Here is a 24,407-nt window from a genome sequence, read left to right as displayed (position 1 = left end):
TCAGCCCTTCATCCGGTTGACATCGTCGACGGCGATAGTGCCGCGACCACGGAAATAGATGACGAGGATGGCAAGCCCGATGGCCGCCTCACCCGCCGCGACGGTCAGCACGAACATTGAGAATACCTGGCCGACCAGATCGCCCAGAAACGCGCTGAACGCGACCAGGTTGATGTTCACGCTGAGCAGGATCAGTTCGATCGCCATCAGGATGATGATGACATTCTTGCGGTTGATGAAGATGCCCAGCACGCCCATCACGAACAGGATCGCACTGACCACCAGATAATGCTGAAGGCCGATCACAGCTCCACCCCCTGCCCCACGGGCTGATTGACGTTGCGGATCGCATCCTGCGGACGGCGGCGGTTCTGCTTCGCGACATTCTGGCGGCGCACACCGCCCCGCGCTCGATGCGTCAACACGATGGCGCCGATCATCGCGACCAGCAGAATGATGCCCGCCGCTTCGAACAGGAAGATGTACCGGGTATATAGCAGGCCCCCGATCGCCTGAATGTTCGACAGGTCCGGGTTCATCGGCGCGGCTCGCTGCGCCAGTTCGACCGGTCCTGCGCTCCAGATGCCGATGCCCAGCACGATCTCGGCCAGCAGCACAAGCGCGATCAGCGCGCCGAACGGCAGATAATCGACAAAACCCGCGCGCAGCTCGGCAAAGTCGATGTCCAGCATCATGACGACGAACAGGAACAGCACCGCGACCGCCCCGACATAGACGATGATGAGCAGCATCGCGATGAACTCCGCGCCCAGCAGCACCATCAGGCCCGCGGCGTTGAAGAACGCCATGATCAGCCACAGCACCGAATGGACCGGGTTGCGCGACAATATGGTGAGCGCGCCGCTGCTCACCACCAGAATGGCGAACAGGTAAAAGGCGAGGACGTGAATCACAGGTTCATATTCCCTTTGACGCGCGCGGCTTAGCGATAGGGTGCATCGGCGGCAAGGTTCGCGGCGATCGCGCGCTCCCACTTGTCACCATTTTCTAGGAGCTTGGCCTTGTCGTAGATCAGCTCCTCACGGGTTTCGGTCGCAAACTCGAAGTTCGGCCCTTCCACGACCGCGTCCACCGGACAGGCTTCCTGGCAGAAACCGCAATAGATGCATTTGGTCATATCGATGTCGTAGCGCGTCGTGCGGCGGCTGCCGTCCTCGCGCGGCTGCGCCTCGATCGTGATCGCCTGCGCCGGGCAGATCGCCTCGCACAGCTTGCACGCGATGCACCGCTCTTCGCCATTGGGATAGCGGCGCAGCGCATGCTCCCCCCGGAACCGCGGCGAAATCGGGTTCTTCTCATAGGGGTAGTTGATCGTCGCCTTGGGCTTGAAGAAATACTTCAAGGTCAGCCAGTGCGCCTTCACAAACTCCCAGAGCGTGAAGCTTTTGACGTAATAGCCGAGGCTCATTGTGCGCCTCCATAGCGCGTCAGCATGAGGAAGCCCGAAACCAGGAAGACGAAGAAGAGCGAGGTCGGCAGGAATATCTTCCAGCCCAGCCGCATCAGCTGGTCGTAGCGGTAACGAGGCACCGTCGCCTTCACCCAGGAGAAGACGAAGAAGAAGAACAGGATCTTGGCGAATAGCCAGAGGATGCCCGGCACATAATAGAGCGGCGCCCAATCGAACGGCGGCAGGTATCCGCCCCAGAACAGGATCGCGTTCAGCGCGCACATCAGGATGACGTTGGCATATTCGCCGAGCCAATAGAGCGCGAACGACATGGACGAATATTCGGTCTGGTATCCCGCGACCAGCTCGCTTTCCGCTTCGGTCAGGTCGAACGGCGCGCGCGCGGTTTCCGCCATGGCCGATATAAGGAACATGATCGCCATCGGGAAGAGCAGCGGGTTGAAGCCGTGGCCGTTCAGAAAGCCATAATAGCCCTTCTGGCTTTCCACGATCGTGGTCAGGTTGAAGCTGCCCGCCCACAGCACGACGCAGATCAGGATGAAGCCGATGGAGACTTCATAGGAAATCATCTGCGCCGACGCACGGATCGCCGAGTAGAAAGGATATTTGGAATTTGACGCCCAACCGGCCAGCACGATGCCGTAAACGCCGAGCGACGAAATGGCGAGAATGTATAGCAGGCCGACATTGATGTCCGCCAGCACAACGCCCACGTCAAACGGCACCACCGCCCACGCCAGCAGCGCCACGGTGAAGGTGATGATCGGCGCGATGATGAACAGCGCCTTGTTCGCCGCCGAGGGGATGATGGTTTCCTGCAGGAAAACCTTCAACCCGTCCGCGAAGGACTGGAGCAGGCCGAAGGGACCAACGACGTTCGGTCCCCGCCGCAGCGCCATCGCCGCCCAGATCTTGCGGTCGGCATAGATGATCATCGCCACCGCCAGCATTAGCGGCAAGGCGATCACCAATATGCCGATGATCGTCGAAAGCAGCCAGGCGCCATTGAATGGCATGCCAAGATTTTGGAAGAAAGCGGTCACTCTGCGGCCTCCGCGAAGGTCACGCCATGGATCAGTTCAGCCGAGCATTGCTGCATCGTCGGGCTGGCGCGGCAGATTGCGTTGGTAAGGTAAAAATCCTTGATCGGCGAACCCAATTCGCCGCTCGCGCCGGTCGGCAGCTTGGGGATCGACCAGCCATAATCGGCCAGCCCCTCGACGCCCAGCGCCGGAACCGCCTTCGCCATCTCGGCCCGAAGCGCCTCGAAGCTGTCGAACGGCAGGGTTGCGCCCATCACTTCCGACAAAGCGCGCAGGATGGACCAGTCCTCCCGCGCGTCGCCGGGCGCGAACACGGCCTTTTCGCCCCGCTGCACCCGGCCTTCCAGATTGACATAGGTGCCCGCCTTCTCGGCATAGCTTGCACCCGGCAGGATCACGTCCGCCGCATGCGCGCCCTTGTCGCCATGATGGCCGATATAGACCTTGAAGCTGTCGTCGAACGCCGCATAATCGACCTCGTCCGCGCCCAGCGAAAAGAGCAGCTTGGGGCTGGCCGCCGCCACCGCCTTGATCCCGCCCTGCATCGCATAACCCAACATCAGCCCGCCCATGCGCGCCGCCGCGAAGTGCAGGACGTTATAGCCGTTCCAGCCCTCTTTCACGAGGCCCAGCGTCTCGACCAGCGCCAGCGTGTCGCCGTGTGCGCCGTCCTTCGCCAGCACGCCGCCACCGACGATCATCGCCGGGCGAGCAGCCTTGCCGAACGCATCGACCACCGCTTGCGGCAGCTTCGCCAGCAGCGAGGCATCATTGCCCAGCCACTCCACCTTGTAAGTCAGGTCAACCTGCGGCCCGATGGCGAAAACCTTCGCGCCCTTCTTGATCGCCTTGCGGATACGGGTGTTCACCAGCGGCGCTTCCCAGCGCAGGTTGGTGCCGACCAGCACGATCGCGTCCGCCGTCTCAATGCCATTCAGCGTCGTGTTGAAATTCACCGCCGACAGGCTCGACACATCATAGGCCAGGCCGGTCTGACGCCCTTCCAGCATCGTGCCGCCCAGCTTTTCGACCAGCGCCTTGCCGGCGAACATGGTTTCGCAGTCAAGCAGGTCGCCAGCCAGCGCCGCGACCGATCCGCCATGCTTTACCGCCGCGATGGCTGCGAAAGCCTCGTTCCATGTCGCGGGGACCAGCTTGCCATCCTTGCGGACATAGGGCTTGTCGAGCCGCTTGCGCACCAGACCATCGACATTGTGCCGGGTCTTGTCGCTCGCCCACTCTTCATTCACATCGTCGTTGATGCGCGGCACCGCGCGCAGCACCTGACGGCCCCGGCTGTCGAGCCGAATATTGGTGCCCACCGCGTCCATAACGTCGATCGCCGGAGTCTTGCGCAACTCCCACGGACGCGCTTCAAACGCATAGGGCTTGGACGTCAGTGCGCCCACCGGGCACAGGTCAACCACATTGCCCGACAGCTCGCTCTTCGCGGCATGTTCGAGATAGGTGGTGATCTGCATATCTTCGCCGCGATAGATGGCGCCGATTTCCGGCACGCCCGCGACTTCCTCGGCAAAGCGTACGCAGCGGGTGCACTGGATGCAGCGGGTCATGACCGTCTTGACGATCGGACCCATATATTTCTCGGTGACGGCGCGCTTATTCTCGTCAAAGCGGCTCGAACCCTTGCCGTAGGCGACCGACTGGTCCTGCAAATCGCATTCGCCGCCCTGGTCGCAGATCGGGCAGTCGAGCGGGTGGTTGATGAGCAGGAACTCCATCACCCCTTCGCGCGCCTTCTTCACCATTTCGGTCTGCGTGAAGATTTCCTGATTTTCGGCAGCCGGCAGCGCGCAGCTCGCCTGCGGCTTAGGCGGTCCAGGCTTCACCTCGACCAGGCACATACGGCAATTGCCCGCGATGCTCAGCCGCTCATGATAGCAGAAGCGCGGAATTTCCTTCCCCGCCATCTCGCAAGCCTGCAGAACCGTCGCGCCCGCCGGGACTTCCAGTTCTACGCCGTCTACTTTGACTTTAGGCATAAAGACGCCCTTGTTCCCGTGTCATTTCTGAAGTTTTATTCTGCTTTGACAAATCGTAAGCTTCATCAACAAGATAAGCTGCCATCGACAAATACTGGCGAAGCGTAATTTTTGACAGCTTCAACTGCGCACCCTCTTCGGCGGGGACACAAGTTCCCATAGCGGGCTGGAGCTCACTTAGGCTGTTGCCTTCACCTTTCGAAAAAGGACGGGACTGTAGGAGCGCTCTAACGCCTCCGGGGTTCAGCCGAAATACGCACTCCGCAAAAAGACGGAGCGCGATGCCAATCCGTTGCCGTCCGACCTTAGCTTCTTTCACTGAGTCTGTTGAAAACAGAGGCGGAATGTTAGAATAATCGGGCAGGCCACTGTCCCGATGCTTGTCCAGAAACATCGCCCCCCCAGCATATCAAAAAATAACCTGGGAGGAGCCTTCAGCGAGTCACCCGGCCGCATGCAGCTAGCATTTTTACCCGCCAGTTTCCACATCCGCTTCAAGCGTATCTGTTCGTCTTGTTCGCTCCAAACTGTCGTACCGAATTTGGGATCAATTATAGTACGCACGTCGTCCCGGCTGCGTTTAACTGAACAGCGGGCAAACTCCCAAGCTGCGACCATCGCCGCTTCGGAACTCAATTTTGTAACCTCATCAGCCGAATCGTGCGCCCGCGCTTGAACTGGCGGGAAAATCACCAACGCAACCAGGCACCACAAGACGACGATCGCTGGCCTCACTCCGCTGCCTCCATGACGGGGGCGCCACCCTTATTCTCGTTGATCCGCCGCTCGATCTCGGGCCGGAAATGCCGGATCAGGCCCTGGATCGGCCAGGCCGCCGCGTCGCCGAGCGCGCAGATGGTGTGGCCTTCGACCTGCTTTGTCACCTGATGCAGCATGTCGATCTCGCCGATGTCCGCCTCACCAGAGCGCAGCCGTTCCATCACCCGCCACATCCAGCCGGTGCCTTCACGGCAAGGCGTGCACTGGCCGCAGCTCTCATGCTTGTAGAAGTAGGAAAGACGGCTGATCGCGCGGACGATGTCGGTGGATTTGTCCATAACGATGACGGCCGCGGTGCCAAGGCCGGACCCCAGCGCCTTGAGGCCATCAAAGTCCATCGGCGCGTCCATGATCTGCGCCGCAGGAACCAGCGGCACCGACGACCCGCCGGGGATCACCGCGAGCAGATTGTCCCAGCCGCCGCGAATGCCGCCGCAATGCCGGTCGATCAGCTCCTTGAAGCTGATGCCCATCGATTCCTCGACGACGCAGGGCTTGTTCACATGGCCGCTGATCTGGAACAGCTTGGTGCCCTTGTTATTCTCCCGCCCGAAGCTGGAGAACCATTCGGACCCACGCCGCAGGATCGTCGGCGAAACCGCGATCGATTCCACATTGTTGACCGTGGTCGGGCAGCCATAAAGACCCGCGCCTGCCGGGAAAGGCGGCTTCAGGCGCGGCTGGCCCTTCTTGCCCTCCAGGCTTTCGATCTGCGCGGTTTCCTCGCCGCAAATATAAGCGCCCGCACCGCGATGGACGAACACATCGAAATCATAGCCCGAACCGCAGGCATTCTTGCCCAGGAAGCCCTTTTCATAGGCCTGCTCCACGGCGGCGAAGAGCACCTTCGCCTCATAGATGAACTCGCCGCGAATATAGATGTACGCCGCGCGCGCCCGCATCGCGAAGCCCGCAACCAGCGCACCCTCGATCAGCTTGTGCGGATCGTGGCGGATGATCTCGCGGTCCTTGCACGAACCCGGCTCGGATTCGTCGGCGTTGATGACCAGGAATCTCGGACGGCCGTCCTTGCTTTCCTTGGGCATGAAGCTCCACTTCATGCCGGTCGGGAAGCCAGCGCCGCCACGGCCGCGCAGGCCCGAAGCCTTGATCCGCTCGATGATTTCGTCTTGGCCGATCTCCAGCAGCGCCTTGGTATTGTCCCAGTCGCCGCGCTTCATCGCCGCGTCGATGCCCCAATCCTGGAAGCCATAGACGTTGGTGAAGATGCGGTCCTTGTCGGCCAGCGGCGCGATGACGTCGCTCATTACCGCGCTCCCTCTTTCCATTGGCCCCTATAGTCATGATTCTCGGAAACCATTTCCGTCAGCGTGGTCGGGCCACCCTCCGGGCAGCTCGTCTGACGCTCGATCTGCGGCCCGATCTTGGGCTGCTTGCCAGCGGCGAGATCGTCGAGGATCGCGCTCATGCTGTCATAGGTCAGGTCTTCATAATTATCGTCGTTGATCTGGACCATCGGCGCATTCGCGCACGCACCCAGGCACTCGACTTCGGTCAGCGTGAACAGGCCATCCGGCGTCGTGCCGCCCTTCACCAGACCCTTGTTCTTGCACGCCGAAAAGACATCGTCCGAACCGCGCAGCATGCAGGGCGTCGTGCCGCAAACCTGCACATGGTAGCGGCCGACCGGCGCGAGGTTGTACATGGTATAGAAGGTCGCGACCTCGTAAACCCGCATGTATGGCATTTCGAGCTGGTCGGCGATATATTCCATCACCGGCACGGGCAGCCAGCCATTGGTCTGCGTTTCGGCTCCCACCTGACGCTGGGCGAGATCGAGCAGCGGCATCACCGCCGACTGCTGGCGACCGGCGGGATAGCGGGCGATGACCTTCTTCGCCTGTTCGGCATTCTCCGCCGTCCAGGCAAAATTGCCCCAGCGCGCGCGGGTCTCGGCCTCGTCCGGGATATGAACTGCGTCAGCCATTAGCGGTCACATTCTCCAAACACGATGTCCATGGCGCCCAGGACAGCGGTGGTATCGGCCAGCATGTGGCCCTTCATCATGAAGTCCATCGCCTGCAGGTGGCTGAAGGCGGTCGGGCGGATCTTGCAGCGATAGGGTTTGTTGCTGCCGTCCGCGACCAGATAGACGCCGAACTCGCCCTTGGGGCTTTCGGTCGCCACATAGACTTCGCCAGCGGGGACGTGGAAGCCTTCGGTGTAGAGCTTGAAATGGTGGATCAACGCTTCCATCGACCGCTTCATTTCCCCGCGCTTGGGCGGCGAAACCTTGCGGTCGAAGCTGGCGATCGGCCCTTCCGACATTTCCTGCAAGCACTGCTTCATGATCCGTGCGGACTGGCGGACTTCCTCGACGCGCACCATGAACCGGTCATAGCAGTCATAGTTGGTGCCGACCGGAACGTCGAACTCCATACGGTCGTAAACGTCATAGGGCTGGCTCTTGCGCAGATCCCAGGCGATGCCCGACCCGCGGATCATCGGGCCGGAAAAGCCCCATTTCAGCGCGTCTTCCTTGGAAACGACCGCGATATCGACATTGCGCTGCTTGAAGATGCGATTGTCCGCAACCAGGCTGATCGCGTCCTCGAACAGGCGCGGCAGGCGGGTGTCGAGCCAGTCGGCAATGTCGGTCAGCAGCTTGAGCGGCACATCCTGATGCACGCCGCCCGGCCGGAAATAGGCCGAATGCATGCGCGCGCCCGAAGCCCGTTCAAAGAAGTTGAGGCAATCCTCGCGAATTTCGAACAGCCACAGGTTCGGCGTCATCGCGCCGACGTCCATGACATGCGAACCCAGGTTCAGCATGTGGTTGCAGATGCGGGTCAGTTCCGCGAAGAACACGCGCAGATATTGCGCGCGCAGCGGCACTTCCAGGTTCAGCAGCTTCTCGATCGCCAGCACATAGCTATGCTCCATGGCGAGCGGCGAGCAATAATCCAGCCGGTCGAAATAGGGCAGCGCCTGCAAATAGGTCTTGTACTCGATCAGCTTTTCAGTGCCGCGATGGAGCAGGCCGACATGCGGGTCGCACCGTTCGACGATCTCGCCTTCCAGCTCCATGACCAGCCGCAGCACGCCGTGCGCCGCCGGATGCTGCGGGCCGAAGTTGATCGTGTAATTCTGGATCTCGGTGTCGCCCAGCGTCGGGTCCGACGCGTCGGTCACATGATCCAGCTTTTCCAGATAGTCGGACATCAGGCCTTGTCCTCGGACTTTTTGTTTGCCTCGCTGTCGGTCGGCTCGCCCGCGCCGCTGACGCCGGGCTTTTCGGTCGTCTTGGGCGTGTCCGCCTTCGGCTCGCCCTTGGGCGCTGGCGCGTTGGGCGGCGGCGGAGGCGCGGCGACAGGCGACGGCGCGCCGGGCGCCTGCGGCGCCTTCTCATCGCCCGGCAGCACATATTGCGCGCCTTCCCACGGGCTCATGAAATCGAAGCTGCGGAAATCCTGCGCCAGGCGAACCGGCTCATAGACGACGCGCTTGTCCTCTTCGGAATATCGCAGCTCGACATAGCCGGTCAGCGGGAAGTCCTTGCGCTGCGGATGTCCCTTGAAACCATAGTCGGTCAGGATGCGGCGCAGGTCGCCATTGCCGTCAAAGATGACGCCATACATGTCGAACACCTCGCGCTCCAGCCAGCCGGCGACCGGCCAAAGCTGCGTCACGCTGGGTACGGGCATGTCCTCGTCGGTCGACACCTTGACGCGGATACGATGGTTCCGCGTCACGCTGAGCAGGTGATAGCAAACCTCGAACCGCTCGGGACGATCGGGGTAGTCGACCCCGGCAATCTCCATCAGCTGCTGATACTGTGCACGATCGCGCAGCACTTCCAACGCCTCGACCAGACGCTCGCGCTGAACGGTGAAGCTCAGTTCTTCGGCATGATCGACAGCCTCGACCAGCAGAGAGCCCAGCAGGCCAGCGATTTCGTCCGCAACCCCTGCGGGGTTCACGATCTTCGGTGCAGAATGACCCATATCAGCGCTCAATCGTCCCGATCCGGCGGATCTTCCGCTGCAACTGCATCACGCCATAGAGCAGCGCTTCGGCAGTGGGCGGGCAGCCCGGCACATAGATGTCCACCGGCACGATCCGGTCGCAGCCACGCACTACAGAATAGCTGTAATGATAATAGCCGCCGCCATTGGCGCAGGACCCCATGGAAATGACATATTTCGGTTCCGACATCTGATCGTAAACCTTGCGCAACGCGGGAGCCATCTTGTTGCACAGGGTGCCAGCGACGATCATCACGTCCGACTGGCGCGGGGACGCGCGCGGGGCGGCGCCGAAACGCTCCATGTCATAACGCGGCATGTTCACATGGATCATCTCCACCGCGCAGCAGGCGAGGCCGAAGGTCATCCACCACAAGGAACCGGTCCGGGCCCAGGTGAACAGATCCTCCGTCGATGTGACCAGGAATCCCTTGTCACTGACTTCGCTGTTCAGCGCGTTGAAGAAATCCTGGTCGGGCTGCGTTCCCACCGGCGGCAAGGTGCCGGGGATGGGACGGTCAAGTTCTACTCCCAATCGAGGGCTCCCTTCTTCCACGCATAGACGAGGCCAAGCACCAGCTCCGCTATGAAGATCATCATCGTCGCCCAGCCGGCCCAGCCAATCTGGTCAAGGCTGACCGCCCAGGGAAAGAGGAACGCCGCTTCCAGGTCGAAGATGATGAACAGGATCGCGACGAGGTAGAAGCGCACGTCGAACTGGCTGCGCGGCTCTTCGAACGCGGGAAAGCCGCACTCATATTCCGACAGCTTTGCCGGATCGGGCTTATGCACGCCGGTCAGGCGGCCGACCAGCATCGGCAGGAACACGAACGCGCTGGACAGCAGCAAGGCGATCCCAAGGAAAATCAGGATCGGCAGATATTGGGCTAGATCGACCAACGGAATCCCCTGGGCGAAAATGAATATGGGCGCGCTTTAGGCCCGCTGCATATGCGAAGCAAGGCCCGCTGGCGTGAGAATGACTCGCAAGTAACCCGCATTTTGAACAAAGCGACAATTGCGCCTTTAGCGCAGCGCCCCCGCCACCAGCTTGTGCAGCTTGCTGTGGATGGCGTCATTGCCCGCGATCACTTCACGGCGCTCGATCGGCTGGTCGCCGCCGCGGAAGTCGGTGACGAAACCGCCCGCCTCGCGCACCAGCAGGATGCCCGCCGCGACGTCCCATGGCTGCAATCCGCTTTCCCAGAAACCGTCATAGCGCCCCGACGCGACATGGGCGAGGTCAAGCGTCGCAGCGCCAAAGCGGCGAATACCCGCGACCGAAGGGCCGACCGCACCGAACACGCGGGTCCATTGCGCGAAATCGCCATGGCCCATGAAGGGAATGCCCGTCGCGATCAGGCATTCGCCCAGGTCGCGCCGCGCCGACACGCGCAGCCGCTGATCATGTCGCCAGGCGCCGCGATTCTTTTCCGCCCAATAGGTTTCGTCCGTCACCGGCTGATAGACCAGCCCGGTCGTGACTTCCTTCTTGCCGCCATAAAGCGGCTCTTCCACCGCGATGGAAATGGCGAAGTGCGGGATGCCGTGCAGGAAGTTGGTCGTCCCGTCGAGCGGATCGATGATCCAGCGCGGCTTGTTCGGATCACCCTCGATCACGCCGCCTTCTTCCAGCAGGAAGCCCCAGTCGGGTCGCGCCTTTTGCAGTTCCTCGACCAGCGTCTGCTCGGCCTGCTTGTCCGCCTTGGACACGAAGTCCGCCGGTCCCTTGCGCGAAACCTGCAGATGCTCGACTTCGCCAAAGTCACGCCGCAGCTTCGACCCCGCCTTGCGCACGGCGCGCTCCATGACGGTAAGAAGGCCTGAATGGGATACCATGACAAAAACTCCCCCCTCCCTTTGACAGGAGGGTTTGGGGGTGGGTGCGACTGCGCAGCAATCGCGTGCAACCTGAGGCAAGTCCGGACGCTCACTGACGCTCGCTAACCCGCCTCTCCCCCTCCCTTGAAAGGGAAGGGCTTGTTAAAGGCGGATCAATCCGCCCGCTTCACATATTCCCGCTCATACACATCGACGATGATGCGCGTGCCGGTGACGATATGCGGCGGCACCATGACGCGCACGCCATTGTCGAGGATCGCGGGCTTGTAGCTGGCCGACGCGGTCTGCCCCTTCACCACGGCGTCCGCCTCGACCACGGTCGCCTCGACCGTTTCAGGCAACTGCACGGAGATCGGGCGCTCTTCATACATTTCCAGCATGACCATCATGCCGTCCTGCAGGAATGCCGACGCTTCACCCACCAGGTCCTGCGGCAGGTTGATCTGCTCATAGGTCTCCGTGTCCATGAAGACGAGCATGTCGCCCTCCGAATACAGATACTGGAAATCCTTGGTGTCGAGACGAATGCGCTCGACGGTTTCGGCCGACCGGAAACGGACGTTGTTCTTGCGCCCGTCGATCAGGTTTTTCAGCTCGACCTGCATATAGGCGCCGCCCTTGCCGGGCTGGGTGTGCTGGATCTTGACGGCGCGCCACAGGCTTCCGTCATATTCGATGTTGTTGCCGGGACGAATCTCGACGCCGCTGATCTTCATGGGAAGAGCCTGCCTATATGTCTGAAGGTGAAAAGAGCCGGCCTCTTTAAGGCTGGTGGCGCCTGTACATCGTGCCGCCTTTCAGGGCAAGTGGGGTCAGCGCGGCCGCACCAGCAGCGGATAGGGATTGACCGGTCGCCCCCCATGCCATTTTTCGCCGCGCGCCATGTCATGCACGGCAAAGTGCAGATGCGGCGCTGCCGGATCGGCGTTGCCGCTGTTTCCAACCGTTGCGATCCTCTGTCCACGCCTCACCGCCTGCCCTTCCGCCAGTCCGGGCGCATAGGCGTCCAGATGCGCATAATAATAGATGCGCCGCCCGTCGGTGGACCGCTGATATATGGTCAGCCCGCCCTCGACGCTCGAAAACAGCCGCTCGATCCGCCCATCGGCCACCGCCAGCACGGCGCTGCCCCGCGCCGCCATGATGTCGATGGCATCATGCGCCCGCGCCCCATCCGCCCGCGACTGCGTGAAAGTATCGACCAGCGCGCCGGGCGGCATGCCTTCGACCGGGATCAAAAGCGCGCCCGCCTCTTCCCCGACCCTTTTCTGCCGCGCAGCATCGTTTCCCCCCGCCCTATCCGCAGGCACGATCCGCACGCACATCCTCAGGAACAGGACCAGCAGCAGGACGGCGAGCGCAATGCCTGCCCACCCCCGCCTGCCGGGCCGCCTCATGCACCCGGCCTGCTCATGCCTGGAATACCGCCTTGACCCCGCTCTTCACCATCTGCGCCAGCCGCGCCGCATCCCAGTTGGTCAGGCGGATGCAGCCATGGCTTTCCGTGCGCCCGATCGTCTGCGGTTCGGGCGTGCCATGTATCCCGTAATGCGGCTTCGAGAGGTCGATCCATACGACACCCACGGGGCCATTGGGTCCGGGCTTCAACACCGCCTTCTCATCGTTCGCATCGGCATCCCAGAACAGGTCGGGATTATAATGGAAATCCGGATTGCGGCTGACCCCCTTGATCTCCCATGTGCCGATGGGCAAGGGATCATGCTCCGATCCCATGGTCGCGGGGAATTGCGCGATCAGCGCATTCTGCGCGTCAAACACCCGCAGCACTCCGTCGGATTTGTCCACGACGATATGGTCGGCCTGCGGCTGGTCCTTCGCCACGGCCAAGCTGGCGAGCGTGCTGCCCCACCCGCGCTCGTCGCCCTCGATAGTGGCGACCGGCTGGTTCCCTACCGCTGGCACCCGCACCGTCGCCCCTGCCCCCAGCTTCGTATCCGGCGAATTCAGCGCCACCAGCACCTCAGGCTTGGTATGAAACCGCTCGGCCAGTTTTTCGATCAGGTTGCGATAGCCCAGCATGGGCAGCTTCGCCTGCTCGCCATAATCCTTGGGGATGGTGGAATATGGTCCGCGCGCGAAATCTTCGGGTATCGTCACCAGCCATGTCGCGGGCGGCGGACGGTCGCCCAGCAGCGCCTTGGCCGTCGCCTCGTCAAATTTCCCCGTCTCCGGCAATCCCTTCGCCTGCTGAAAGCCAGTCAACGCCGCAGTGAAGGACATGCCCTCCTTCCCATCCAGCACGCCCGGCGAAAATCCCGCCCGGTCGAGCGCCACCTGCGCCTGCAGGATCGCATTTTGCGGCGGTTGCGATCCGGCAGGTTCAGGCACAATCGTAAAGGCATAGGGATCGCCAGCCGTCCTGGCTGCCGTGTCCTGCGCTCCTTCGGCCTTCTGGCCCGATGGCGCGGTCCCGCTTTCGTTGGCGTCGGTCACGACGACATTGCACGCCGTGCAGAGCAGCGTGAGGATCAACAGATGGGTTTTCAAGGCGATACTCTCCCGATTGTGAGGGAGAAAACGCGCCAAGTCTGTGAAAGCTGCCTGACCCACTGCATTCGTTTCGGGAACGGCGGGAAAAGGGGGTTCAGCCCGTCCCCAGCACCTTCGCAAATGCCCGCACGCCCGCTTCCGGCCCGTCCGGATGCGCCCACACCGCACTGCTCACCGCCAGAAAATCCGCGCCCGCCGCGACCAGCGGAGCGGCATTGGCCGCCGTGATCCCGCCAATGGCGACGCAGGGCAGCTCGAACAGCGTCGTCCACCAGCCAAGGATCGACGGCTCGGCCCGATGCAGCACTTCCTTGGTCGTCGTCGGATAGAAGGCGCCGAAAGCGACATAGTCCGCCCCCGCCTCCCCGGCTTCCATCGCCAGATGGCGGCTGTCGTGGCAAGTGACGCCGATCTGCACCTTTGGCCCCAGTATCTTCCGCGCCTCCCGCGCGTCGCCATCCCCCTGACCCAGATGCACGCCATCAGCCCCCAGCCGCTGGGCGAGCGCCACGCTGTCATTGATAATGAACGCCACTTCCCGCTGCGCGCACAGTGTCTGCAACGGTTTGGCAAGGCGCGCGATGGTGTCCTCATCCACGCCCTTCAACCGCAACTGGAACGCCGCCACCTGCCCGCCATCAAAGGCCTGCGCCAGCCGGTCGGCGAAGTCGTCGCCGATGGACGGCGGAGAGATCAGGTAAAGCTGGCACGCCGGGCGAAAGCCCTTTTCAAACTGGTCGGCAAAATGGGGGTCGAGCGCCAGTTCTTCGTCGGTAAAGTCGGTCATGCGCTGCCCTTTAGCGCGTTTCCAGTCCGAAGGAAAAGGATGGAACCCGATCCCGACCCCCACGCGTTCACGGGCCATGATCAGGATCGGCTGTTCAGGATGGAATTACCGCCATTGGCGCGGGCCTTTCTATCCCGAAAAACTGGCGCAGAAACACTGGTTCGCCTTCTACGCCGATCATTTCGACACGGTGGAGATCAACAACAGCTTTTACCGCCTGCCAAGGCCGGAAACGGTCGATGCCTGGCGCGATCAGGCGCCGCCCGGCTTCTGCTACGCGGCAAAGGCCAACCGCTATCTTACCCAGGCGCTCAAGCTCAAAAATGGCGAAGAACCGATGGAGCGGATGATGGCGTCATTCCGCCATTTCGGCCCGGCGCTCGGTCCCATCCTCTACCAGTTGCCGCCGAACCTGACGCTCAATCTCGACCGTCTGGCCAGCTTCCTTGCCCTCCAGCCACGCGGCATCGTTCCGGTATTCGAATTTCGTCATCCCAGCTGGTATGTGGACAGCGTCTATCGATTGCTCGATCGCCACGGCGCTAGCTTTTGTGTCCATGACATGCCCGGCTCCGCCAGTCCGCGCCTCGCCACCGGCCGCGACGTCTATGTCCGCTTCCACGGCGCCAAGGGTAAATATCGGGGCCGCTACCCCGAAAAGCAGCTGCTCGACTGGGCCGCCTGGATGTCCGATCAGGCGCAGGAAGGCTTTACCGTCTGGGCCTATTTCAACAACGACACCGAAGCGCACGCCATTGCCGACGCCCGCGCGCTCAAAACCATGACAAGCTAAGCGCGGGGCGCGATGTCGAAATGCAGCACATCCTCCCGCACGCCCAGCTTCGTATAAAGCGCGACCGCAGGCTCATCTTCCATGTCTGCCTGGACATAGATCACCCATGCTCCGACAACAGCCGCGATGGGAGAAAGCGCATCGATCAGCGCGGTGGCAATGCCCTGTCGCCGCCGGTCTGCGGCCACGGCCAGATCGTAGATATAGATTTCGCTGCGCTGCTGCTCGAACTTCCGCAACACATAAGCGGCCAGTGCGCCCACCACCCGCTCACCGTCCAGCGCGGCGAGCGCGATGAAATGCGGGTCATCGAGCAGTTCGGCCAGATAGGCGCCGGACGGCGGCAGCGCGGCATAGGATCCCGCGTCATCGAAAACATCGGCGAACAGCGCATTGACAGCGCGCATCGTCTCGATGTCGCCCCGTAAGAGGCGGATGACGGCGGCGCGGGAACTGCTTGCTGCCGCCGTCATCGCCCGGTCACGCCGCCTTCTTGGTCGACGCCGTGTAGATTTCGTCGATCGCCTGGCCCAGCGATGCGTTGAACTCGTCATCGCTCATCTGGTGACGCAGGTCGTTCAGCAGCGCGCGGCTGAAGCTGGCGATGATCCCCCGGTTCTTGGCCAGCTCCACGCAAGCCTCGGCGCGTGAGAAGCCGCCGGACAGCGCCACCACACGCAGCACGCGCGGATGATCGACCAGCGCGTCGAACAGACCGGCCTTGGCGGGCAGCGACAGCTTCAACATGACCTGCTGGTCGGCTGGCAGCGCGTCGAGCGCCTTCGTCAGTTCCTCCAGCAGGATCTGGTCGGCGTCGGCGCGCTCGGGGCTCTTGATGTTGATTTCCGGCTCCAGCATCGGCATCAGCCCGGCGGCCAGAACCTGCTGCCCTACCTCGAACTGCTGCTTGACGATGGCGGCGATGCCCTCGCGGTTGGCGAGATTGATAACCGAACGCTCCTTGGTCCCGAACACGCCCAGCGACCTGGCGCGCTTGAGCAACGCATCCAGTTCCGGCATCGGCTTCATCATCTGCACGCCGTTCGCTTCATCCTCCAGACCCTTGTCGATCTTGATGAAGGGCACGACGCCCCGCTCGATCAGCGCCTGAGGCACGGACTTGCCGCCCGCCTGGCCGTCCATCGTCCGTTCGAACAGGATCGCGCCGATCACCTTCTCGCCGCTGAAAGCGGGCGAGGTGATGATGCGGCTGCGCATGTCGTGGATCAGGCCGAACATTTCCTCGTCGTTCGACCATGCACCCTCTTCGATGCCATAGCCCTTCAGCGCCTTGGGCGTCGAACCGCCGCTCTGGTCCAGCGCGGCGATAAAGCCGTTCCCGGCCGCAATCTTGTTCTTCATGTCCTGATCCAGCATCTGCACATACCTTCTCTGTTGGGTTGCACCGCCCCATCGGCGGCGTCGTTAAATGAAAGAGGCCGCCATCTTGTCGACGGCGACCCCATTATGTTCAGGCCATCAGCGCCTTGACGCCCGGCAGTTCCTTGCCTTCCATCCATTCCAGGAAAGCGCCGCCCGCCGTCGAAACGAAGGTGAAGTCCGCCGCCACGCCCGCATGGTTGAGCGCGGCCACCGTGTCGCCACCGCCCGCCACGGACGTCAGCTGCCCTTCCTTCGTCAGCGCCGCCGCCGTCTTGGCCAGCGCCACCGTCGCCTTGTCGAACGGCGCGATCTCGAACGCGCCCAGCGGCCCGTTCCACACCAGCGTCCGACAGTTCTTGATCGCATCGCCCAGCGCCTCGACAGCGGCAGGCCCAACGTCCAGGATCATCTCGTCGGCAGCGACCTCATGCACGTTGCACGTCCGCACCGACGGCGGGTTCGCAGCAAATTCCTTCGCCACCACCACATCATAGGGCAGGTGGATCGTGCAACCGGCAGCCTCAGCCTTGTCGAAGATCGCCTCGGCTGTATCCGCCAGATCCTTCTCGCACAGCGACTTGCCGACATCGACGCCGCGCGCGTGCAGGAAGGTGTTCGCCATGCCCCCGCCGATGATAAGATGATCGACCTTGGCCACAAGGTTGTTCAGCACATCCAGCTTGGTCGAAACCTTCGCCCCGCCGACAACCGCCGCGACCGGCTTCACCGGCTCGCCCAGCGCCGCCTGCAGCGCGTCCAGTTCCTTCTCCATCGACCGGCCAGCAAAGGCGGGCAGCTTGTGCGCCAGCCCCTCGGTCGATGCGTGGGCGCGGTGCGCGGCGGAAAAGGCGTCGTTCACATAATAATCGCCGATCGCCGCCATCGCCTCGACCAGCGCCGGGTCATTCTTTTCCTCGCCAGCGTGGAAACGGGTATTTTCCAGGATCGAAATGTCGCCCGGACGCATCACCGCGATGCCGTCCACCGCCGCCTGCCCGCAGCAATCGGGAATGAACTGCACGTCGCGCCCCAGCACGGCGGTCAGCGGCCGCGTGATCTTCGACAGCGAATATTCCGGGTTCTTCTGCCCCTTGGGACGGCCGAAATGGGCAAGGATCAGCACCTTCGCGCCGCGATCCGCCAGTTCCAGGATCGTCGGCATCGCCGCACGCAGCCGGGTGTCGTCGCTCACCGATCCGTCCTGCATCGGCACGTTCAAATCTTCACGCACCAGCACGCACTTGCCGCTGATGTCGCCCATATCGTCCAGCGTCTTGAAGGGCTTGGCCACAGCTATCTCCTAGCGCCCGCCGTTATCCCAGCGAAAGCTGGGATCTCATCCCGTGGGCAGGACGTAAAATCGGATCCCAGCCTATGCCGGGATGACAAAAGGGCGGGTTTTCAAGGCCCGCCCCCTATTCGCTTACAGCAGGCCCGCAACCACGCCGGTCGTGTCGATCATGCGGTTGGAAAAGCCCCATTCATTGTCGTACCAGCTCAGCACGCGCACCAGCTTGCCGTCGATGACCGCGGTTTCCAGGCTGTCCACGGTCGAGCTGCGCGGATCGCCATTATAGTCGATCGAAACCAGCGGCTCGTCCGAATAGCCCAATATGCCCTTGAGCGGACCGGCTTCCGAAGCAGCCTTCAGCAGCGTGTTGACTTCCTCGACCGTGGTGTCGCGCTTGGCGATGAACTTCAGGTCAACGACCGACACGTTCGGCGTCGGCACGCGCACCGACGAACCGTCCAGCTTGCCCTTCAGTTCGGGCAGCACTTCGCCGACGGCGCGGGCGGCGCCGGTGGTGGTCGGGATCATCGACAGGGCGGCGGCGCGGGCGCGACGCATGTCCTTGTGGATCTGGTCCAGCGTGTTCTGGTCGTTGGTGTAGCTGTGGATCGTCGTCATGAAACCGCTTTCGATGCCGACGGCATCGTGCAGCACCTTGGCGAGCGGGGCGAGGCAGTTGGTCGTGCAGCTCGCGTTGGAAATGACGACATCGTCGGCGGTCAGCGTGTCATGATTGACGCCGAACACCACCGTCTTGTCCACGCCGGTCGCAGGCGCGGAAATGACGACGCGCTTCGCCCCAGCGGTCAGATGCGCGCTCGCCTTCGCCTTGTCGGCGAAGATGCCGGTGCATTCGAGAGCGATTTCGACGCCCTGCGCGGCGTGGGGCAGCTTGGCGGGGTCACGCTCGGCGGTGACGGCGATGCGCTTACCGTTGATGATCAGCGCGTCACCATCGACGCTGACGTCGCCGGCCCAGTTGCCATGGACGCTGTCCCGCTTGAACAGCAGGGCGTTCGCCTTGGCGTCGCCCAGATCGTTGATGCTGACCAGTTCCAGGTCATGGTCGGTGCGCGACAGGATTGCGCGCGCCACCAGGCAGCCGATGCGTCCGAAACCGTTAATTGCTACCTTCGTTGCCACTGCACTAGCCTCCTGATTGGTAGATGTTCTTAATGATCGAGAGCGGCCGCAACCTGCGGCGCGATCTTCGCTGCGGTCAGGCCGAAATGCTCGTACAGCACTTCCGCCGGAGCCGAAGCGCCGAACGTGTCGATGCCGAAACGCAAGCCCGCAATGCCGACATAGCGATCCCAGCCGAATGTCGTGCCTGCCTCAATCGAGCAGCGCAGCACATGGTGCGGAAGGAGATCATCCTTATACGCCTGCGGCTGAGCATCGAAATGCGCCCAGCTCGGCATCGACACGACGTCCGCGCCAATGCCCTGCCCTTCCAGCAGGTCGGCGGTCGCGACCGCGATTTCGACTTCCGAACCGGTAGCGATCAGCACGACCTTGCGATCCGCCTTGGCGGCGCGCAGGCGATAGGCGCCCTTGGCTGAAAGATTCTCGGTCTTTTCCGTGCGCAGCTGCGGCAAATTCTGCCGGGTCAGCGCCAACACCGACGGGCCGGTCGCGTCCTTCAGCGCCAGTTCCCAGCATTCGGCCGTCTCGACGATATCCGCCGGACGATAAACGTCCAGGTTCGGAATCATGCGCAGCGACATCACATGCTCGATCGGCTGGTGGGTCGGACCGTCCTCACCCAGGCCGATGGAGTCATGCGTCAGCACATGGATGACGCGCTGCTGCTGAAGCGCGGCCAGGCGGATGCCGCCGCGCATATAGTCGGAAAAGACCAGGAACGTGCCGCCATAGGGGATGACGCCGCCGTGCAGCGCCATGCCGTTCATCGCGCAGGCCATGCCGAACTCGCGAATGCCATAATAGACATAGCGGCCGGAATAATCGTCGCGGGTCAGCGGCCCGGTGCTCTTGGTCTTGGTGTTGTTGGAGCCGGTGAGATCCGCGGAACCGCCCAGCGTTTCGGGCAGCAGGTCATTGATCGCACCCAGCGCCAGCTCGCTCGCCTTGCGGGTCGCGACCTTCTGCGGATTGGCGATCAGCGTGTCGATATAGGCGTCGAGCGAGAAATCGGCGGGCAGGTCGCCTGCCATCCGCCGCTCGAACTCCGCCTTCTGGCCGTTGCCAGCCAGACGGCCTTCCCATGCCGCACGCACTTCGCCGCCACGCGATCCGATCCGGCGCCATTCGGCGGCCACATCTTCGGGGATGACGAAGGGTTCAGCGGTCCAGCCCAGAAACTCGCGCGCAGCCGCGACTTCCGCTTCACCGAGCGCCGAACCATGCACGCCCGACGTTCCCGCCTTGTTGGGCGCGCCATAGCCGATCTTGGTGGCGCAGGCGACCAGCGACGGGCGCGGATCGGCCAGCGCCTCGTCAATGGCGCGGCGCACGTCGGCGACGTCATGGCCATCGCACGACACGACATGCCAGCCGGTCGCGGCATAGCGCGCACGGACGTCTTCGCTGCTCGACAGGTCGACCGCGCCGTCGATGGTGATCTTGTTATCGTCCCACAGCACGATCAGGCGGCCAAGGTTCAGGTGGCCGGCCAGGCCGATGGCCTCATGGTTGATGCCTTCCATCAGGCATCCGTCGCCCGCAATTACCCAGGTGCGGTGATCGACCAGATCGTCACCGAACTGCGCATTGAGGTGCCGCTCGGCAATCGCCATGCCGACCGCTGTGGCAAGGCCGGAACCCAGCGGACCGGTCGTGGCTTCCACGCCCGCCAGCTCGAAATTCTCAGGATGCCCGGCGCAGGGGCTGTGCAACTGGCGGAAATTGGCGATGTCTTCGATCGTCGGGCGCGCATAGCCAGTGAGGTGGAGCAGCGAGTAGATCAGCATCGACCCATGGCCCGCCGACAGCACGAAACGGTCGCGGTCGGCCCATTTCGGCTGGGTCGGATCGAACTTGATATAATCCTTGAACAATACCGTCGCGACGTCCGCCATGCCCATCGGCATGCCCGGATGGCCGCTGTTCGCCGCCTGCACTGCGTCCATGGAAAGCGCCCTGATGGCGCTGGCGAGCGACTTTTCGGAAACGGTCATCTGGGCTGGCGTCTTTCCTGCTTGGCTGAGCGGCCCCCTGCTGAGCCGGCGAATCGAAATCGCGTCCCCTTTGTCGCGTTGCACCCAAAGCGTCAACCGTGGCAGGACCCTGGAGAGCGCCAAGCCGTCCAATGACGGCTTTTGCAAGGCGAAAACTTTGTTTATGCGTAGGTCATGGCAAGCAATCGCATGATGCAGGCGATCGGCGCACTGGAACGCGCGGTCGGCCGGCTCGAACAGGATGTGGACGGCCTCGTCTCGGCGAGCGCCTCTTCGCCCTCCTCCCCCGGCATAGACCCAGCCGCCGCCCGCGCCGCGCTCCGCTCGCTCGACGAACTGATCGCCGATATCAAAGGAAGCGCGCATGGCTGAAACCAGCCTTCAGATTGCCGGGCGTCACTACGCCATCCGCTGCCGCGATGGCGAGGAAGCGCATCTTGCCCATCTCGCCAGCCTTATCGAACGCAAGGCGCGCCTCGCGCAGCAAAACACGCCGGGCCTTACCGAAGTGCGCACGCTGCTGTTCGCCGCGCTGTTCCTGGCTGACGAACTCAACGACCTGAAACGCGAAGTCGTCGGCCGCCAACAGAGCCTCGCCCTTGGCGAAGAGGAGGACGAATCCGCCGCCATCGCGATCGAGGCGCTTGCCGCGCGCATAGAAAAGCTGCGGGACAGGCTTGTGGAGCCGGGCGCCGACGCCTAGATTGATCGGGACGGGCACTGCCTGGTACGAGCTTTAGCGAACATCCCTGAGGCGATAATCACATCCAAGGGGGCTGTCCCTGGGCGGGTCCAGGCCCGATCTACATGGTCCCCACCTGACGTTGAGGCGTCAGAGGATATTCCAGCAAACGGCCAAGGCGGTCCCGTCACCCTTCCTGGCCACCCCCAAACACCGTTCGGGCTGAGCCTGTCGAAGCCCTTTCTTTTTTGAATGAGAGAGGGGGCCCAGGTCGCATCGGCGCTAGGGCGTAAACTCATAAATAATATCAATTTGCAGCGCGCTGCTTTAAACGCGAGCCCATGAGCGACGACACCGACAAGACCGCCCTGCGCACCCTCGCCCGGACACGCCGCCGCGCGTTCCTGACGTCGCTGGACCCGCTCGCGCACCGGCTGGCGTTCAAGGCGGTTCCCTCCCCCCTAGCCCGGCGCTTGGCCGATATGCAGACCGTGGCGCTCTATATGGGCCTGGACGACGAAGCTCCGGCCCAGCGCCTGGCGCCACAGCTTACCGCCATGGGCAAGACGCTTGCCCTGCCCCGCGTCATCGACCGGCTGGGCAGCATGGATTTCCTCGCCTGGACGCCCGAGGACCAGCTTCACCCCGGCCTCTACGGCACCCATCATCCCGAACCCAGCGGGCCAGCGGTAGCGCCGGACGCCATCATCGCGCCGCTGCTGGGCTTTGACCGCACGATGAACCGGCTGGGGCAGGGCGGCGGCTATTATGACCGCGCCTTCGCCCGCTTTCCCGACGCGCTGCGGATCGGCCTTGCCTGGTCGGTGCAGGAACAGGACGCCCTGCCTGCCGACCCGTGGGATCTGCCGCTCGACATCATCCTCACCGAAATCGAACTGATCGAAGGACCAGACGCGTGAACCGCCAGCCCGCCCCCTATCAGCCTAGCTGGCGCAAGCCCGTGGGCATGTTCATCATCCTGGGACTCATCACGCTGTGGGCCATCCTGATCGGCAGCCTGTCGGGCTTCATCGGCCGCCTGCCCATGATCGCGCAGGTGCCGGTCTATGTGTTCCTGGGCCTCATCTGGATCTGGATTCTGCCCTTGAAGCGCCTGCTCGCCTGGATGGAAACAGGCCGCTGGCGGCGGGACTGATCGGCTCTCTCCGTCATCCCGGCGCAAACTGGGATCTCAGGCCATAAGGGCACAACCTGGCCCACGAGATGCCCGCTTCCGCTGGCATGACGATTATCAAATTTCGGGATAATTTCGGCCTCTTGGGACCATCCACTCTTCAAGGAGAGTGGCGCGAGTGACGGGGCTCGAACCCGCGACCTCCGGCGTGACAGGCCGGCGCTCTAACCAACTGAGCTACACCCGCGTTCGGTGTGGGCGGGCATCTATGCGGGTGCGCCGGACCTGTCAACCGGCTCTTTCACCACTTTCTTCTTTCTCGTCATTTTCTTCGCGTGGAGCCACCGTCAGCGTTCCCCGCTCGAACAGGAAGCCCGCAATATCCGGCGTCCCCGCAGCCGCCACGACGGTCTGGATGATGATCAGCAACGGCACGCCCAGCAGCGCGCCCGGCGTCCCCCACACCCATCCCCAAAATGTCAGCGACACCAGAATCAGCAACGGATTCATGGTCAGCCGCCGCCCCAGCACGGTCGGCGTGATGACATTGGCCTCGACCAGGTGAAAGCCGACCTGCGTCGCCGCTGGCAGCAGCGCCCTCCATACATCGTCGAACACCATCAACCCGCCAAGCGCCAGCAGCGCCGCCGCCAGCATCGGCCCGAAATAGGGCACGAAGTTCAGCAGCGCGACGATCCCGCCCCACATCAGCGGCGACGGCATGCCGATCAGCCACAGCGCCAGCGCCACCGCCAGCCCCAGGCACAGGTTGATCGTCGCGATGGTCAGGACATAGGCCGATGTCGCATCGACGACATTCTGGATCACCCGCGCGATCGCCATCGCCCCGTCGAAACTGCCCCGGCTGTTGATCGTCCGCCGCCGCAGCCCCGTCCAGCTCGCCAGGAAAAAATAGATGATGAGCAGCGCGAACACCATCTGGATGATCGCCGATGGCGCGGATGTCGCCGCGAATTGCAGCAGCGAACGCGGCGCATCAACCGCCGCCGTCTGCGCCGCCGCCACCGGCCCCGTCGCCAGCATCTGCACCGTTTCATCGACGAACCGCTGAAGCTGCGAATAAAAGTTGATCAGCGGCGCGAGGTTGTCCTGTATCTTGGGCAACCGCTGCGGCAGCAGCCGAAACCAGTCGGCGGCCGGAACCACGATCAGCACCAGCGCCATGTTGGCCGCCAGCAGGAAAGCGATCACCGCGACCAGCGCCGCCATCGCCGAAGGCACCCGCCGCCGCTCCATCCATTCCAAAAACGGCACCAGCGCGATCGCGATCACCAATGCGGCGGTCAGCGGCAGGAAAAACTCCGCCCCCTCACGCAATGCGAATGGCAGGGCCAGGACCAGCCCGATGCCGGTCGTCAGCGCAATCGACGCCAGCAGGCGGTCGCGCCGCCGATTGATTTCCCGCTGGTCATGGGGTGTCACTGAATGTTCGATCCTGCCGCCTGATGCTGTTGTGTACCGGCCTGCTGCGGCGCGTCAATTTCATTCCATGCCCGCATCATGGCAAAGGAGCGATTAACCAATTCTTCGTCGCTCTGGCGCTACACCATCGGCAAACAGGGTGGGACTGACTGGAAT

Annotated in this window: 28 protein-coding genes, 1 tRNA gene and 1 other RNA gene; 6 read left to right on the top strand and 24 right to left on the bottom strand. The window is 62.9% G+C overall.

Annotated elements, in window-relative coordinates; all coding sequences use genetic code 11:
* From nuoK to thiE, 17 genes are all read right to left on the bottom strand, one after another.
* The gene (gene nuoK / locus B6S01_RS13765) at positions 1-306 is read right to left on the bottom strand and encodes an NADH-quinone oxidoreductase subunit NuoK (protein ID WP_037463269.1); all 306 of its coding nucleotides are present in this window, start codon (positions 304-306) and stop codon (positions 1-3) included.
* Positions 303-914 (bottom strand): NADH-quinone oxidoreductase subunit J, encoded by a 612-nt coding sequence (locus B6S01_RS13760; protein WP_037463271.1) that lies wholly within the window; start codon positions 912-914, stop codon positions 303-305. The genes nuoK and B6S01_RS13760 overlap by 4 nt, the downstream gene beginning before the upstream one ends.
* Positions 915-943: 29 nt before the next feature.
* Positions 944-1,429, bottom strand: a complete 486-nt coding sequence (gene nuoI, locus B6S01_RS13755) for an NADH-quinone oxidoreductase subunit NuoI (RefSeq protein ID WP_037463273.1) — start codon at positions 1,427-1,429, stop codon at positions 944-946.
* Positions 1,426-2,475, bottom strand: coding sequence for an NADH-quinone oxidoreductase subunit NuoH (nuoH, locus tag B6S01_RS13750; RefSeq protein WP_037463274.1), 1,050 nt, complete (start codon positions 2,473-2,475; stop codon positions 1,426-1,428). The genes nuoI and nuoH overlap by 4 nt, the downstream gene beginning before the upstream one ends.
* Entirely contained in the window at positions 2,472-4,478 is a 2,007-nt protein-coding gene (nuoG, locus tag B6S01_RS13745) for an NADH-quinone oxidoreductase subunit NuoG (RefSeq protein WP_037463275.1), read from the bottom strand. The genes nuoH and nuoG overlap by 4 nt, the downstream gene beginning before the upstream one ends.
* A complete protein-coding gene (locus tag B6S01_RS21105; protein ID WP_157704823.1) occupies positions 4,471-4,872 on the bottom strand; it encodes a hypothetical protein in 402 nt (133 codons plus the stop codon). The genes nuoG and B6S01_RS21105 overlap by 8 nt, the downstream gene beginning before the upstream one ends.
* Before the next feature lie 337 nt (positions 4,873-5,209).
* Positions 5,210-6,526, bottom strand: coding sequence for an NADH-quinone oxidoreductase subunit NuoF (nuoF, locus tag B6S01_RS13740; protein WP_037463278.1), 1,317 nt, complete (start codon positions 6,524-6,526; stop codon positions 5,210-5,212).
* Positions 6,526-7,206 (bottom strand): NADH-quinone oxidoreductase subunit NuoE, encoded by a 681-nt coding sequence (gene nuoE, locus B6S01_RS13735; protein ID WP_037463280.1) that lies wholly within the window; start codon positions 7,204-7,206, stop codon positions 6,526-6,528. Before nuoE ends, nuoF begins: the two co-directional genes overlap by 1 nt.
* Entirely contained in the window at positions 7,206-8,441 is a 1,236-nt protein-coding gene (locus tag B6S01_RS13730) for an NADH-quinone oxidoreductase subunit D (protein ID WP_037463282.1), read from the bottom strand. The genes nuoE and B6S01_RS13730 overlap by 1 nt, the downstream gene beginning before the upstream one ends.
* Positions 8,441-9,223, bottom strand: a complete 783-nt coding sequence (locus B6S01_RS13725) for an NADH-quinone oxidoreductase subunit C (protein WP_037463283.1) — start codon at positions 9,221-9,223, stop codon at positions 8,441-8,443. Before B6S01_RS13725 ends, B6S01_RS13730 begins: the two co-directional genes overlap by 1 nt.
* A gap of 1 nt (position 9,224) precedes the next feature.
* On the bottom strand, positions 9,225-9,779 hold the full coding sequence (locus B6S01_RS13720) for a NuoB/complex I 20 kDa subunit family protein (RefSeq protein ID WP_037463285.1): 555 nt from the start codon (positions 9,777-9,779) through the stop codon (positions 9,225-9,227).
* A complete protein-coding gene (locus B6S01_RS13715; protein WP_037463287.1) occupies positions 9,770-10,144 on the bottom strand; it encodes an NADH-quinone oxidoreductase subunit A in 375 nt (124 codons plus the stop codon). The genes B6S01_RS13720 and B6S01_RS13715 overlap by 10 nt, the downstream gene beginning before the upstream one ends.
* 126 nt (positions 10,145-10,270) lie before the next feature.
* The gene (locus B6S01_RS13710; protein ID WP_037463290.1) at positions 10,271-11,083 is read right to left on the bottom strand and encodes an inositol monophosphatase family protein; all 813 of its coding nucleotides are present in this window, start codon (positions 11,081-11,083) and stop codon (positions 10,271-10,273) included.
* Positions 11,084-11,238: 155 nt separating this feature from the next.
* A complete protein-coding gene (gene efp / locus B6S01_RS13705) occupies positions 11,239-11,802 on the bottom strand; it encodes an elongation factor P (RefSeq protein WP_037463291.1) in 564 nt (187 codons plus the stop codon).
* 96 nt (positions 11,803-11,898) lie between these two features.
* Entirely contained in the window at positions 11,899-12,483 is a 585-nt protein-coding gene (locus B6S01_RS13700) for a M23 family metallopeptidase (protein WP_037463293.1), read from the bottom strand.
* 13 nt (positions 12,484-12,496) lie between these two features.
* Positions 12,497-13,594 (bottom strand): L,D-transpeptidase family protein, encoded by a 1,098-nt coding sequence (locus tag B6S01_RS13695; RefSeq protein WP_037463294.1) that lies wholly within the window; start codon positions 13,592-13,594, stop codon positions 12,497-12,499.
* A 97-nt stretch (positions 13,595-13,691) separates the two neighbouring features.
* Positions 13,692-14,384, bottom strand: a complete 693-nt coding sequence (thiE, locus tag B6S01_RS13690) for a thiamine phosphate synthase (protein WP_037463388.1) — start codon at positions 14,382-14,384, stop codon at positions 13,692-13,694.
* 76 nt (positions 14,385-14,460) lie between these two features.
* On the opposite strand from thiE, the gene B6S01_RS13685 reads away from it, so the two are divergent.
* Entirely contained in the window at positions 14,461-15,177 is a 717-nt protein-coding gene (locus tag B6S01_RS13685) for a DUF72 domain-containing protein (protein ID WP_037463295.1), read from the top strand.
* Here the strand turns inward: B6S01_RS13685 and B6S01_RS13680 are convergent.
* The 5 genes from B6S01_RS13680 to tkt form a co-directional block, all read right to left on the bottom strand.
* Positions 15,174-15,650 carry an AAC(3)-I family aminoglycoside N-acetyltransferase gene (locus B6S01_RS13680; protein ID WP_037463297.1) on the bottom strand — a complete coding sequence of 159 codons (477 nt, stop codon included), beginning with the start codon at positions 15,648-15,650 and terminating at the stop codon, positions 15,174-15,176. The genes B6S01_RS13685 and B6S01_RS13680 overlap by 4 nt on opposite strands.
* Positions 15,651-15,657: 7 nt before the next feature.
* On the bottom strand, positions 15,658-16,554 hold the full coding sequence (locus tag B6S01_RS13675; protein WP_037463298.1) for a fructose bisphosphate aldolase: 897 nt from the start codon (positions 16,552-16,554) through the stop codon (positions 15,658-15,660).
* 94 nt (positions 16,555-16,648) lie between these two features.
* Positions 16,649-17,821 carry a phosphoglycerate kinase gene (locus tag B6S01_RS13670; protein WP_174525897.1) on the bottom strand — a complete coding sequence of 391 codons (1,173 nt, stop codon included), beginning with the start codon at positions 17,819-17,821 and terminating at the stop codon, positions 16,649-16,651.
* Positions 17,822-17,983: 162 nt separating this feature from the next.
* Positions 17,984-18,994 (bottom strand): type I glyceraldehyde-3-phosphate dehydrogenase, encoded by a 1,011-nt coding sequence (gap, locus tag B6S01_RS13665; RefSeq protein WP_037463301.1) that lies wholly within the window; start codon positions 18,992-18,994, stop codon positions 17,984-17,986.
* Positions 18,995-19,023: 29 nt separating this feature from the next.
* Positions 19,024-20,991, bottom strand: a complete 1,968-nt coding sequence (tkt, locus tag B6S01_RS13660) for a transketolase (RefSeq protein ID WP_037463390.1) — start codon at positions 20,989-20,991, stop codon at positions 19,024-19,026.
* Between the two features lie 174 nt (positions 20,992-21,165).
* Between tkt and B6S01_RS13655 the strand changes: the two genes are divergently transcribed.
* The 5 genes from B6S01_RS13655 (at position 21,166) to B6S01_RS13640 (ending at position 22,829) form a co-directional block, all read left to right on the top strand.
* The gene (locus B6S01_RS13655) at positions 21,166-21,363 is read left to right on the top strand and encodes a hypothetical protein (protein WP_231567931.1); all 198 of its coding nucleotides are present in this window, start codon (positions 21,166-21,168) and stop codon (positions 21,361-21,363) included.
* Complete coding sequence (locus tag B6S01_RS13650) at positions 21,356-21,694, top strand: cell division protein ZapA (protein ID WP_037463303.1); 339 nt, start codon at positions 21,356-21,358, stop codon at positions 21,692-21,694. The genes B6S01_RS13655 and B6S01_RS13650 overlap by 8 nt, the downstream gene beginning before the upstream one ends.
* 11 nt (positions 21,695-21,705) lie before the next feature.
* A non-coding RNA gene (gene ssrS, locus B6S01_RS22230) (6S RNA) lies at positions 21,706-21,862 on the top strand.
* Between the two features lie 152 nt (positions 21,863-22,014).
* The gene (locus tag B6S01_RS13645) at positions 22,015-22,593 is read left to right on the top strand and encodes a 5-formyltetrahydrofolate cyclo-ligase (RefSeq protein ID WP_037463305.1); all 579 of its coding nucleotides are present in this window, start codon (positions 22,015-22,017) and stop codon (positions 22,591-22,593) included.
* Positions 22,594-22,640: 47 nt separating this feature from the next.
* Complete coding sequence (locus B6S01_RS13640) at positions 22,641-22,829, top strand: DUF2842 domain-containing protein (protein ID WP_169802841.1); 189 nt, start codon at positions 22,641-22,643, stop codon at positions 22,827-22,829.
* A gap of 149 nt (positions 22,830-22,978) precedes the next feature.
* Here the strand turns inward: B6S01_RS13640 and B6S01_RS13635 are convergent.
* Positions 22,979-23,055 (bottom strand) — tRNA-Asp (locus tag B6S01_RS13635).
* A gap of 41 nt (positions 23,056-23,096) precedes the next feature.
* Entirely contained in the window at positions 23,097-24,251 is a 1,155-nt protein-coding gene (locus B6S01_RS13630) for an AI-2E family transporter (RefSeq protein ID WP_037463309.1), read from the bottom strand.
* Positions 24,252-24,407: the final 156 nt, after the last annotated feature.

Origin of the sequence: Sphingobium herbicidovorans (assembly GCF_002080435.1) — a bacterium.
Classification (GTDB): domain Bacteria; phylum Pseudomonadota; class Alphaproteobacteria; order Sphingomonadales; family Sphingomonadaceae; genus Sphingobium; species Sphingobium herbicidovorans.
The sequence above is the reverse complement of the archived record's forward strand: the minus strand, read 5'-3'. Positions and strand labels throughout refer to the sequence as shown.

Bases quoted from the DNA above. Each gene is read 5' to 3' on its own strand.
- nuoI (WP_037463273.1), bottom strand. From the start codon at position 1,429: ATGAGCCTCGGCTATTACGTCAAAAGCTTCACGCTCTGGGAGTTTGTG.
- nuoG (WP_037463275.1), bottom strand. From the start codon at position 4,478: ATGCCTAAAGTCAAAGTAGACGGCGTAGAACTGGAAGTCCCGGCGGGC.
- B6S01_RS21105 (WP_157704823.1), bottom strand. From the start codon at position 4,872: ATGTTTCTGGACAAGCATCGGGACAGTGGCCTGCCCGATTATTCTAAC.
- nuoF (WP_037463278.1), bottom strand. From the start codon at position 6,526: ATGAGCGACGTCATCGCGCCGCTGGCCGACAAGGACCGCATCTTCACC.
- nuoE (WP_037463280.1), bottom strand. From the start codon at position 7,206: ATGGCTGACGCAGTTCATATCCCGGACGAGGCCGAGACCCGCGCGCGC.
- B6S01_RS13730 (WP_037463282.1), bottom strand. From the start codon at position 8,441: ATGTCCGACTATCTGGAAAAGCTGGATCATGTGACCGACGCGTCGGAC.
- B6S01_RS13725 (WP_037463283.1), bottom strand. From the start codon at position 9,223: ATGGGTCATTCTGCACCGAAGATCGTGAACCCCGCAGGGGTTGCGGAC.
- B6S01_RS13710 (WP_037463290.1), bottom strand. From the start codon at position 11,083: ATGGTATCCCATTCAGGCCTTCTTACCGTCATGGAGCGCGCCGTGCGC.
- efp (WP_037463291.1), bottom strand. From the start codon at position 11,802: ATGAAGATCAGCGGCGTCGAGATTCGTCCCGGCAACAACATCGAATAT.
- B6S01_RS13700 (WP_037463293.1), bottom strand. From the start codon at position 12,483: ATGAGGCGGCCCGGCAGGCGGGGGTGGGCAGGCATTGCGCTCGCCGTC.
- thiE (WP_037463388.1), bottom strand. From the start codon at position 14,384: ATGACCGACTTTACCGACGAAGAACTGGCGCTCGACCCCCATTTTGCC.
- B6S01_RS13685 (WP_037463295.1), top strand. From the start codon at position 14,461: ATGATCAGGATCGGCTGTTCAGGATGGAATTACCGCCATTGGCGCGGG.
- B6S01_RS13680 (WP_037463297.1), bottom strand. From the start codon at position 15,650: ATGACGGCGGCAGCAAGCAGTTCCCGCGCCGCCGTCATCCGCCTCTTA.
- B6S01_RS13675 (WP_037463298.1), bottom strand. From the start codon at position 16,554: ATGCTGGATCAGGACATGAAGAACAAGATTGCGGCCGGGAACGGCTTT.
- B6S01_RS13670 (WP_174525897.1), bottom strand. From the start codon at position 17,821: ATGGGCGACATCAGCGGCAAGTGCGTGCTGGTGCGTGAAGATTTGAAC.
- tkt (WP_037463390.1), bottom strand. From the start codon at position 20,991: ATGACCGTTTCCGAAAAGTCGCTCGCCAGCGCCATCAGGGCGCTTTCC.
- B6S01_RS13655 (WP_231567931.1), top strand. From the start codon at position 21,166: ATGGCAAGCAATCGCATGATGCAGGCGATCGGCGCACTGGAACGCGCG.
- B6S01_RS13650 (WP_037463303.1), top strand. From the start codon at position 21,356: ATGGCTGAAACCAGCCTTCAGATTGCCGGGCGTCACTACGCCATCCGC.
- B6S01_RS13645 (WP_037463305.1), top strand. From the start codon at position 22,015: ATGAGCGACGACACCGACAAGACCGCCCTGCGCACCCTCGCCCGGACA.
- B6S01_RS13640 (WP_169802841.1), top strand. From the start codon at position 22,641: ATGTTCATCATCCTGGGACTCATCACGCTGTGGGCCATCCTGATCGGC.